The following is a 10,776-nucleotide window of genomic DNA, read 5'->3' on the forward strand; positions in this document are numbered from 1 at the left end:
CTTCACTAACTCAACTCACTTCTTACGTGCTTTAAATATTGTTCCAAACTGCTTTGCCAAAGCACAATAACATCAGATAAGGGCTCTTTAAGCGGTTTGTTATCCAATAACCGACGTTCTATTTTTTTTAGCTCCGCCCCGTATCGATTAAAGCCCAGTTGCAGTGCTGTACTTGCTTGGCGATGCAAGAGTTTGATACATTGCTCCTTGTCTTCGTCGAGTAACTGCTGCGCACGAATAAGTTTGTTACGTGCAGAAAGCACAAATTCATTATAAATGGATGAGACTTCATCATCACTGAATGAGCTTTTTAATGTTTCAGCGGCGGTTTCATCATAAAGCACATCACTCAGTTCAACAGCGATAATAGGCGCTTGATTGTTTTGTGAGTCACTTAATGCTTGGCGCAGCTTTTGTTGTTTGATGGGCTTACCAACAATATCTTTTATACCTAAGGCAAAATACTCTTTTATTTCATCTGGGCTCAAGCTGGCTGTAAACGCAAGCACGGGGGTACGCTGGTTTTTATGCTCTATTCCTTTGAGAGTTTTAAGCACTTCTTGCCCTGTTAGATCAGGTAAGTTCATGTCAAGTAAAACCACATCAAAATGATGCTGCTGCATTAATGTAATTGCGCTTTGGCCGTCTCGAGCCAGTTTAATTTTATGCTCATCATCCGCCATAAACTCAATCGCAATTTTTTGGTTTAAGTCTAAATCTTCAACTAATAATACGTCTAATCCAGTTAAATACTCTTTTGATTGATGGCGTTGTTCAACTAAGCTCAATTCCCCCAGAGCTAATTTAATATCAAAGCTAAATGAGCTGCCAGTGCCCAATTCACTCGTGATATTTAAATGAGAGTCTAACTTATCAAGTAATCGACTGGTAATAGCCAGACCAAGGCCTGTACCGCCTTTTTCTTTGCCAGCGCTACTTTGTACATAAGGCTCAGTCAGGTATTCAATTTCGTCATCTTCAATACCAGGACCTGAGTCAACTACACTAATGCGTATTGTGTGTTCAAGTTGCTGCTCTTTAATTAAATCTACGCATATTTTGACTTCGCCTTTATCAGTAAACTTTATGGCATTTCCCATGAGATTAATGATGATTTGCCTTAGCTTTTGTTGATCGCAGTAATAACAGGCTTGCTCGGGCAAATTATAAATTAGCTCAAAATGCAGACGCTTTTGTTCTGCAAGAGGGCTCAGCAATAAGCATAAATTGTGCAGCCAGGTTTTAAACTCTACATCTTCCTCATATAAGGCTTCGTTATGTTGATCGAGGCTGGCGTAATCAAGTACTTTATCCACTAGCAAGTTAAGCGATTCGGCCGAGTTGATGATGGCTTCACAGTAGGGTTTATCACGCGGGTCACTTGATTGATTCATCATTAACTGTGCACTGCCTAATATGCCGTTGAGTGGCGTGCGGATTTCGTGGCTAATGGTTGATAAGAACAAGCCTCTGATCTCGAGATCTTTTTGGGCTTTTTCAGTTAATTGATTCAGGTTTTGTTCTCGGCGCTCATTACACAACAGCGCCATACCTGTTGCATAAAACATCGGCGCAATCACTCCATTTATAAATAAAGTAATACTAAACCAATTGCCAGAAAGTAGTTTTGCGGTGTTGATATCCCCCATTAATAATGTGCGTCCGGTGAACACTAAAGCAATAATAGTGAGTATCAATACGTAGACAATACTGCCGTTGGGGTAGTTCTTATAGCCATATTTTATGAATAAATAGAGTAGAAAAATGGCTTCAAGAATATGTTGTAAATCAGATATTAAAATACGGCTACGCAAGCTCGACTCATTAAAGGTCAATACAATCACCATCACTGCAAAAAGAGCGGTAATAATGCCAAATATTTTAAAACCAGCGCCTTTGTCTCCAAAGAATTGCCGAATGGCTAATGCATGTATAATTGAAGAGCAAAAAAATAGACTGTTGGCGATACTGATGCTGGCGATATTATTCAAGTAACCATGCAATGCAAAACTACCAACGGCAACAAGCATCATCATAGGATAAAAGATATAAATTAAGGTACCTGGGGTGTCTTTACTTGTACGCCAAGTAAGGTAATTAAGTAGCGTCATAATAGCCATCATGGCTGCGCTGGCATAATACAAGGTGGCTGAGTCGAGCATGTTAATTCCAATACTATCGCTGTGAGCTGAGCATAAAGTCTATTTGTGTTGTTAGCAAATGCAAAAAAGGCGCTTTATGCGCCTTTTCTGGTCAATAAAATTTAGCTTAACGAATTTCGTCAGGGATATTTTGCTGTGCCCATGAAAGTAACTCAATTCGGTTACGGCATTTTGTTTTTCTAAATGCACTGTATAAATGGGTTTTTACTGTGTGTGGGCTGATACTGAGTGTTTCGGCTATTTCTTTATTCTTAGATCCGTTACTCATTAATGAAATAATTGATTTTTCACGCTTAGTTAGTTTTATTGGTTCAATATCGCCTTCAGTCAATTTGTGAAGTGCGTCTTTGTTAAACTGTAGCATTCGATTTAATGCATTACACATAATATCACGACGATACCAGAGTTGATCTTCAAGCAATAAACGTATGCCTTTCATTAGCACATCGGCGTTGTCTGTGGTGTAGAATACGCCACGAATACCACTGAGTAATGCGCGGTTAGCAAGTTCTGGATTTTCATCTAAGTTAAATAAAACGATATCGCATTTAACGCGTAGGTTTACTAATTGTTCTTTTAATTTCCCCCACGCATCTTGGCTTGATGTTTCAATAAACAATAAGCGCGTACCTTCAGGCACATCTAAAATATTAGTGCCTGTAGTAACATCAAGTCCTTGGGTTTTTAATAATGGCTCTAATACATTAATACCAATGGTATTGATTGGCTCCAGGTCTAGTAACAAAAATGCTGAACTGCTCATACTTACATACTCTTGAATAAAGTTAACTAATTAATCCTATCACGCAATCCACCCCTTTCGTATTAGAAATTTCCTATATAGGGGCAGGAAAAGTATATTTTTAAGACGTTATGTTTTTTATTTATTAAAAAAAAGTAACAGAAAAGCACGCTATCTGTATGAAATTATTAACGATTGTTCATATTTGCTCATTACTTTAGAGTAGCCTTAAAAGAGTATGTATTTTTTTTGTGGTCATTCTTTTTTGTTATCTTGATACGGCGGCCACCCCATACTTTTCCCCGCTAACATGTGTAAGTGAATATGATATACCGTTTGTCCACCGTGATCGTTGCAATTCATTACAACTCTAAAACCATCTTCGCTAAAGCCTTGTTGTTTAGCTATTTTTGCAGCAACAACATATAAATGACCAACAGTTGGTGCGTCCTCTTCGGTAATATCGTTAATTGTCGCAATCGCTTTTTTTGGGATAATCAAAATGTGAAAAGGGGCTTGGGGGTTGATATCTCGAAAAGCCAGCGACAACTCATCTTCATAGACAATATCGGCAGGGATTTCTCGGTTTATGATTTTTGTAAAGATGGTTTCATCATGCATTTTAACTCAGCTCCAATGTTTGTTTTAAAGTCACTAATGACAAACTTTGCTTGCAGTGTCAAACTGAAATCAAACACAAGGAGTTATTATGTACAAATCAGTCGTTTTCAGTGGCGTTGCCGCGTTGCTTTTCAGTTCAGTTGCTTTGGCTGAAATGGTTTCTTTCCCTGAGGAAATCATTCCACTGCAAGTTGGTAAAAAGGTGATTGAGCATTCATTTTTTAATCGTGTCGATGAACTCGACCTCAATCCAGGTACTTACCCGGTTAAATTGAAATACTCCGATTTATACGAGCAAGGTTATGACGAGCATCAAATTATTGATTCTGAGCCATTTTGGGTTGTTATGACGATTGAGCAGGGAAATAACTATGATGTGGTTTTTAATAGGGCGGACAACGCGGTCGCAGCTAAAGTATTTGCAGAGTCACCGCAAGTCAGTTTAAAAGCGAAAGGTGCATCATTAGGCATGCCATTAGCGACCTCTATGAACCCTCCCCAGAGTCAAGTCAAATCAATAGCACCAGCTGCACCCACTGCTTCACTAAATCAACCTACAGTGGCTAAGGCGCCTGTTAACGCGCCAATGTCAAAACCAGCGCCTAGCACAGCTGATACACCTAATGCTGCGGCGATGTTGGATTTTTGGTGGCAACAAGCCAGCCTTGAGGAACGTGAACGCTTTCTAAACAAAATCAAAAAGTAATAAAAAGGGCGAATAAATCGCCCTTTTTCATTTGGTTATTCTTATTTACTAAATAAGTTATCAATAGTCCCCTGCGCTAGCGGGTGATAGCCCGGGCGCGCGTTGATATAGATCTTATGGGCCCATTCGCGTTTACCGTTGGTGATCAGTGCTTTGTATAGAGGAACAATCAACTTACGGCGGCCAATGCTGGTTAAATGCTTATCAAGGGCAGGATAAATAGGCTGATAGCCATTCCCTACAGCCAACATGTACCATGCAAAAGCACGTTCAGCATTGGTTGCTTGAGTAAGATTAAATTCGCGGTCTAACTCCGTCATTTTTTCGATGCTTAAATCGCGTGGTAAATTATTTAAAAAGTGTAACCACTCGTGCACTGTCCAGTTTGCTGTCGGAAGCTGTGCTGCGGTTGTTGAACCTTGTAACCACGCTGTTTTAGCCGCATCTACTTTGTCAAAAGCATCAGAGGTTGGGTTAGGTGCATCACTTGGTAAACCTGGTTCAAAAATCCACTCATTCACTTTATCCATGCTCACAACGCCTGGGTACTTTTCAATTAAGTTCGCTTCAATATACGTAACAAATTGGGCTGTCGTTAATGATTTAAAAGCGAACTCGTCAAAGTAGGTTTTTACAAACGCATCAAACTTTTCGCGGCCGTATTGGTTTTCAAGGTAGATTAAAAATAACTGACCTTTTGTGTATGGCACAGAGCTGAATGCGTCATCAGGATCGCGACCATTCAATTTCAAATTAAGGCGGGTATCAGGCGCATCAATAGTGTTAAGTTGCGCACGCAAACCAGCCGCATCAAGCGCTTGTTCCATGACGGCACGGTCACGGCCAAATACTTCTTCCATAATACGGTTTTCAACGTATGAGGTAAAACCTTCGTTAAGCCATAAATCTTCCCATGTTGCATTGGTTACTAAGTTACCAGACCAGGAGTGCGCAAGTTCATGGGCAATTAGGTTAACTAAACTTTTATCACCGGCCACGACAGTTGGGGTAATAAATGATAGACGTGGGTTTTCCATGCCACCAAATGGGAAGCTAGGTGGTAGCATAAGTAAGTCGTAACGGCCCCATGCATAGTCACCATACATTTCGTTGGTTTTATCGATCATTGCTTGAGTGTCATTAAACTCAGCGACAGAGGCATCTAAAATCTCAGGCTCTGCAAAAATACCGGTTTGTTTAGACATCGCTTTAAACTCTAAGTTACCTGCGCCAATCGCAATTAAGTAAGGAGAGATCGCTTGTGGCATAGTGAAGTGGTAATCACCATCTTTATATAATGCGTCTTTGTTATCGGCGCTCATGACCGCGCGAATGTCTTTAGGTGTTTGAATACGGGCAGTATAAGTTACACGCATTGCAGGGGTATCTTGCACGGGTAACCAGCTACGCGCATGAATAGCTTGTGACTGACTGTACATAAATGGGTGTGTTTTACTCGCGGTTTGTTCAGGTGTTAGCCACTGTAAGCCAGATGCTTCTGGACGGCTGTTGTAGTAAATACGGACTTTCTGCGCTTGACTGCTAAAGGTGATTGTGAGCTTTGAACCTTTGACGTCATCGCGTTTAGCCAGTGCAAAATCTGCTTTTTTCCAGCGACCTTTTTGTGTTTTGTACATCACTTTATCAATGTCTAAATCACGCGTATCCAAGACAAGGTGTCTACTGTTCACATTTTGCCACGCTAGCGTATGCTCAACAAACCCTTCTAATTGCTTGTCTGCAAAATCGACATCTAAATCTAAGTTTAAATGCGTAGTTATCACGTCATTAATGTTAGCGTAGGAGTTTTGGTCAACGGCGCTGGCCATAGCGTGCGAACACATACCGGCCATCGCGAGGCTTAAAAAAAGAGGTGTGATTTTCATAATTACCCTGAACACAAATAAAAAGTGCAGGTTTTATATCACGATGGGAAGCTAGGTTGAACAATTTATGCAATCTGATGCGTGTTTTGCGATGATGAGGTAAACTAGGGCGATTAGTGACAATTAACCTTTGAGGCGCTTTGTGGCTCACTCCCTACAGGCTTTTCACACATTCTCATTACCAAGTCAGTGCTCAACAATCACTGAGATAACTGATTTGAATCAGTTACAGCAACAATCATTTGCGTCTCCTTTTTGTATTTTGGGTGAGGGCAGTAACACCGTATTTTTGGATGATTACCAAGGGACAGTGATTAAAATGGCAACCAAAGGCATCACGGTCACGCAGCGAGAGCATGACTATTTATTGGATGTTGCGGCCGGTGAAAATTGGCATCAGTTGGTTGTTTATACGCTAGCGCACACGATGCCGGGCTTAGAGAATTTAGCGCTTATTCCCGGGACTGTCGGCGCAGCACCGGTACAAAATATTGGGGCTTATGGCGTTGAGCTGGCGAAGTATGTTGACTATGTTGACTATTTTGATATTGCCAGTAAAAAAATAGTGCGTTTGAGTAAAGATGCATGCTTGTTTGGTTATCGCGATTCTATCTTTAAACACTGTTTAAAGAACAAGGTGGTGATCGTACAAGTCGGACTTTGTTTGCCAAAGCTCTGGCAGCCAGAGTTAAGTTATGGGCCATTAAAGCAACTAGAACATGTCACGCCTCATACAATCTTTGACCAAGTTATTAAAACACGCAGCAGTAAACTCCCCGATCCTTATACGCTTGCTAATGCGGGCAGCTTTTTTAAAAACCCTATTATTAAAAACGATAGACTTAAGGTGTTGCTCAAAAAATACCCGCAGCTCCCTCATTATCACTATGATGATAACCATCATAAAGTGGCAGCCGGTTGGTTAATTGAGCAGGCGGGTTTAAAGGGGTTTCGCATTGCGGGTATTGAAGTGCATCAGCAGCAAGCGCTTGTATTGGTCAATTACGGGGAGAGTGCTGGGAGCGATCTAATCGCTATGGTTAAACATATACAACAGCAGGTTTGGCAATGCTATGAAATAAGTTTACAACACGAGGTGCGTTTGATGACAAAGCGTGATGAGTGCCACCTTGATTTAGGGGGCATTGCATGAAAGCGCCAGATGGCAATAAATTAGCAATTTTAAATACCCTAAATAACAGTGGTTTTATTTCAGGACAATTACTTGCTGAACAACTCGGAATTAGCCGCGCTGCGGTGAGTAAACATATTCAAAGCCTGCAAGAGATGGGCCTTGATATCTTCAAGGTCAATGGTAAGGGGTATCGTTTAAATAATGTGGTCAGCTTATTAAATGAAAGTGTCATTGCAGATTATTACCAAGCACTTGGGGCAAATACAGCGCAAATCGAAGTGCAGCCAATCATCGATTCAACTAATAGCGAACTAATGCGACGCATCACGGCCAAGCAAACAGTCGACTCCGGGACTGTAATCGTTGCTGAAATGCAACAAGCAGGACGAGGTCGCAGAGGACGTGTTTGGCAGTCGCCCTTTGGGGCCAACCTTTATTATAGCTATTACTGGCGTTTGGATGATGGTCTGCAAGCAGCAATGGGTATGTCGGTTGCGGTAGGACTTGCTGTTTATGATACTTTAAAGGCTCTTTACCAGCTTGAAATAGAGCTAAAATGGCCGAATGATATTTACCTTAATAAAGAAAAACTCGCAGGGGTATTGGTTGAGCTCGATGGCCAACCTCAAGGCCCATGTCAGCTTGTAATTGGGATAGGCATCAATCTACAGATGCCAGAAAGTGCCAGTCAGCATATAGATCAAGCATGGACCGATCTAAGCCAGCATACCTCGCAATTAGATAAGAACAAACTCGTTGCACACCTTACTTATTACCTAGAGCAGCGCTTAACGCAATACAGTGAAACGGGTTTAGTGGATATGTATCAACAATGGAATACCTTAGATGCCTTTGCAGGGCAGTGCGTAGAGTTAAACACTGGACACAGGAGCTGGCGAGGTATTTGTGAAGGAATAGATATGCAGGGGGGGATTCGCATTCGCCAAGACGGTGAAGCAAAAAGTTACTATGGCGGCGAAATATCTTTACGTAAGGCGCAACAATGAGATTGTTAATCGATGTAGGGAATACCGCATTAAAAGCGGCGTACTCCAATGAGCGTAATATTACTTCCTGCAATGTAAACACATTAGTATGGCAACAAGTTACAGAGGTTGTGTATGCCTGTGTTGGTAAAAGTGAGCTGCTAGATACGCTATTAGCGCAGGCCGCGACATTGAATATCCCATGTTATGAAGCTGCAGTTAGCAAGCAGCTCGAAAACTTACATTGTGCCTATGAACACTATCAAAACTTAGGTATTGATCGCTGGTTAGCGCTCATTGCAGTGTATACCTTATGGCCAAAACAAGATTGCATTATTGTTGATACAGGCACAGCGACCACGATTGATGTGTTAGATGCAGGCGGACAACACCTAGGAGGGTGGATAATACCGGGGCTTGATTTAATGACTCGGTCATTAACCCAAAATACTCAGCGCGTGTTTGATGATGAAACAACATCATTTAGCAGTGAGCTTGGTATAAACACCCCAAATGGACTAAAAAATGGCGCCCTTGTGGCAACAATCGGTGCAGTTGAGCAAGCAAAGCTGCATTTAAATAATAAAAAGCCCAAACTGATTTTTGCTGGCGGTTATGGTGAATTACTCCAAACACAATTTTCGGAAGCTATTTTTGCGCCGCAATTAGTAATGCATGGCTTGAGCTATTGGCGAGAATTGTATAAAAAGTAACAAAATTGCACGTGTTTGCCTGATTTATGAGCATTTGAGTTAAAAAGTTACACTTTTTTCAAATTTATTGTTGCATCCCAATAAACCTTACTCTAATATCTCGCCCCGTACTAAAGCAGTGCCGACTTAGCTCAGCTGGTAGAGCAACTGACTTGTAATCAGTAGGTCAACCGTTCGACTCGGTTAGTCGGCACCACTTTCCTTTTACCGGAAGTGCTTAGTAAAGAATTATCGTGGAGGGGTTCCCGAGCGGCCAAAGGGATCAGACTGTAAATCTGACGGCTCAGCCTTCGCTGGTTCGAATCCAGCTCCCTCCACCACTTTATTCTTGACGGTTAGAGGTAGTTTAAGAACAGGTTCCTAACGCGGGCATCGTATAATGGCTATTACCTCAGCCTTCCAAGCTGATGATGCGGGTTCGATTCCCGCTGCCCGCTCCAGTTTCTGGTTTTGCTGATATAGCTCAGTTGGTAGAGCGCACCCTTGGTAAGGGTGAGGTCGGCAGTTCAAATCTGCCTATCAGCACCAGTCACATGAATCTTCTTGAACACTTCCTTTATCTGTCAGAAAATACTATTTGAAATTTGAAAAATTTAATTTAATCTACCTACTGGTGGATTATTTTCATATGTAATCTAGATACACAAAACTGATAGGTTCCGTCATGGCAAAAGAAAAGTTTGAACGCGTAAAACCGCACGTAAACGTTGGTACAATCGGCCACGTTGACCACGGTAAAACTACCCTAACTGCAGCAATCACTAACGTACTTGCAAAAGTATACGGTGGTGTAGCTAAAGACTTCGCATCAATCGATAACGCTCCAGAAGAGCGCGAGCGTGGTATCACAATCTCAACATCACACGTTGAGTACGATACTCCTACTCGTCACTACGCACACGTAGACTGTCCTGGACACGCCGATTATGTTAAAAACATGATCACTGGTGCTGCTCAAATGGACGGCGCTATCCTAGTTGTTGCTGCAACTGACGGCCCTATGCCACAAACGCGTGAGCACATCCTACTTTCTCGTCAGGTTGGCGTTCCTTACATCATCGTATTTATGAACAAATGTGACATGGTTGATGATGAAGAGCTACTTGAGCTAGTAGAAATGGAAGTTCGTGAACTTCTTTCTGAATATGACTTCCCAGGTGATGACTTACCACTAATTCAAGGTTCAGCTCTTAAAGCACTTGAAGGCGAAAAGCAGTGGGAAGACAAGATCGTTGAGCTTGCAGAAGCACTAGATTCTTACATTCCAGAGCCAGAGCGTGACATCGATAAGCCATTCATCATGCCTATCGAAGACGTTTTCTCAATCCAAGGTCGTGGTACTGTTGTAACTGGCCGTGTTGAAGCTGGTATCATCAACGTGAATGACGAAGTTGAAATCGTTGGTATCAAAGAGACGACTAAGTCTACTTGTACTGGTGTTGAAATGTTCCGTAAGCTTCTTGACGAAGGTCGTGCTGGTGAGAACATTGGTGCACTTCTACGTGGTACTAAGCGTGAAGACGTTGAACGTGGTCAAGTACTAGCTAAGCCTGGTTCAATCAACCCACACACAACTTTCACTTCAGAAGTATACGTACTTTCTAAAGATGAAGGTGGTCGTCATACTCCTTTCTTCAAAGGTTACCGTCCACAGTTCTACTTCCGTACAACTGACGTAACTGGTGACGTACAGTTACCAGAAGGCGTAGAAATGGTAATGCCTGGTGATAACGTTAAGATGACAGTAACTCTAATCGCGCCAATCGCGATGGATGAAGGTCTTCGTTTCGCTATCCGTGAAGGTGGCCGTACTGTAGGTGCTGGT

9 protein-coding genes and 4 tRNA genes are annotated in these 10,776 nt (G+C 41.9%); 9 read left to right on the plus strand and 4 right to left on the minus strand.

Annotation, left to right across the window (positions count from 1 at the left end; translation table 11 throughout):
- Positions 1-5 precede the first annotated feature (5 nt).
- The 3 genes from ATS75_RS19330 to ATS75_RS19340 form a co-directional block, all read right to left on the minus strand.
- A complete protein-coding gene (locus ATS75_RS19330) occupies positions 6-2,162 on the minus strand; it encodes an ATP-binding protein (RefSeq protein WP_058562057.1) in 2,157 nt (718 codons plus the stop codon).
- A gap of 106 nt (positions 2,163-2,268) precedes the next feature.
- On the minus strand, positions 2,269-2,925 hold the full coding sequence (locus ATS75_RS19335) for a helix-turn-helix transcriptional regulator (RefSeq protein ID WP_058562058.1): 657 nt from the start codon (positions 2,923-2,925) through the stop codon (positions 2,269-2,271).
- 234 nt (positions 2,926-3,159) lie between these two features.
- Positions 3,160-3,525 (minus strand): histidine triad nucleotide-binding protein, encoded by a 366-nt coding sequence (locus ATS75_RS19340; protein ID WP_058562059.1) that lies wholly within the window; start codon positions 3,523-3,525, stop codon positions 3,160-3,162.
- 88 nt (positions 3,526-3,613) lie between these two features.
- Between ATS75_RS19340 and ATS75_RS19345 the strand changes: the two genes are divergently transcribed.
- Positions 3,614-4,231, plus strand: coding sequence for a DUF2057 domain-containing protein (locus ATS75_RS19345; protein ID WP_058562060.1), 618 nt, complete (start codon positions 3,614-3,616; stop codon positions 4,229-4,231).
- 41 nt (positions 4,232-4,272) lie between these two features.
- On the opposite strand, the gene ATS75_RS19350 is transcribed toward ATS75_RS19345, so the two are convergent.
- The gene (locus tag ATS75_RS19350; protein WP_058562061.1) at positions 4,273-6,117 is read right to left on the minus strand and encodes a M1 family metallopeptidase; all 1,845 of its coding nucleotides are present in this window, start codon (positions 6,115-6,117) and stop codon (positions 4,273-4,275) included.
- Positions 6,118-6,259: 142 nt separating this feature from the next.
- On the opposite strand from ATS75_RS19350, the gene murB reads away from it, so the two are divergent.
- The 8 genes from murB to tuf form a co-directional block, all read left to right on the plus strand.
- Positions 6,260-7,270 carry a UDP-N-acetylmuramate dehydrogenase gene (gene murB, locus ATS75_RS19355; protein ID WP_058562062.1) on the plus strand — a complete coding sequence of 337 codons (1,011 nt, stop codon included), beginning with the start codon at positions 6,260-6,262 and terminating at the stop codon, positions 7,268-7,270.
- The gene (birA, locus tag ATS75_RS19360; protein WP_058562063.1) at positions 7,267-8,259 is read left to right on the plus strand and encodes a bifunctional biotin--[acetyl-CoA-carboxylase] ligase/biotin operon repressor BirA; all 993 of its coding nucleotides are present in this window, start codon (positions 7,267-7,269) and stop codon (positions 8,257-8,259) included. The genes murB and birA overlap by 4 nt, the downstream gene beginning before the upstream one ends.
- A complete protein-coding gene (locus tag ATS75_RS19365; protein WP_058562064.1) occupies positions 8,256-8,951 on the plus strand; it encodes a type III pantothenate kinase in 696 nt (231 codons plus the stop codon). Before birA ends, ATS75_RS19365 begins: the two co-directional genes overlap by 4 nt.
- A 120-nt stretch (positions 8,952-9,071) precedes the next feature.
- Positions 9,072-9,147: transfer RNA gene (locus ATS75_RS19370), tRNA-Thr, on the plus strand.
- Between the two features lie 39 nt (positions 9,148-9,186).
- Positions 9,187-9,271 (plus strand) — tRNA-Tyr (locus tag ATS75_RS19375).
- A gap of 45 nt (positions 9,272-9,316) precedes the next feature.
- Positions 9,317-9,391: transfer RNA gene (locus ATS75_RS19380), tRNA-Gly, on the plus strand.
- 12 nt (positions 9,392-9,403) lie between these two features.
- A tRNA-Thr gene (locus tag ATS75_RS19385) sits at positions 9,404-9,479 on the plus strand.
- Between the two features lie 136 nt (positions 9,480-9,615).
- On the plus strand, positions 9,616-10,776 hold a 1,161-nt coding region (gene tuf, locus ATS75_RS19390), incomplete at its 3' end, for an elongation factor Tu (RefSeq protein ID WP_058561340.1).

Source organism: Pseudoalteromonas sp. H105 (assembly GCF_001469215.1).
Classification (GTDB): Bacteria; Pseudomonadota; Gammaproteobacteria; order Enterobacterales; family Alteromonadaceae; genus Pseudoalteromonas.

Bases quoted from the DNA above. Each gene is read 5' to 3' on its own strand.
- ATS75_RS19330 (WP_058562057.1), bottom strand. From the start codon at position 2,162: ATGCTCGACTCAGCCACCTTGTATTATGCCAGCGCAGCCATGATGGCT.
- ATS75_RS19335 (WP_058562058.1), bottom strand. From the start codon at position 2,925: ATGAGCAGTTCAGCATTTTTGTTACTAGACCTGGAGCCAATCAATACC.
- ATS75_RS19340 (WP_058562059.1), bottom strand. From the start codon at position 3,525: ATGCATGATGAAACCATCTTTACAAAAATCATAAACCGAGAAATCCCT.
- ATS75_RS19345 (WP_058562060.1), top strand. From the start codon at position 3,614: ATGTACAAATCAGTCGTTTTCAGTGGCGTTGCCGCGTTGCTTTTCAGT.
- ATS75_RS19350 (WP_058562061.1), bottom strand. From the start codon at position 6,117: ATGAAAATCACACCTCTTTTTTTAAGCCTCGCGATGGCCGGTATGTGT.
- birA (WP_058562063.1), top strand. From the start codon at position 7,267: ATGAAAGCGCCAGATGGCAATAAATTAGCAATTTTAAATACCCTAAAT.
- ATS75_RS19365 (WP_058562064.1), top strand. From the start codon at position 8,256: ATGAGATTGTTAATCGATGTAGGGAATACCGCATTAAAAGCGGCGTAC.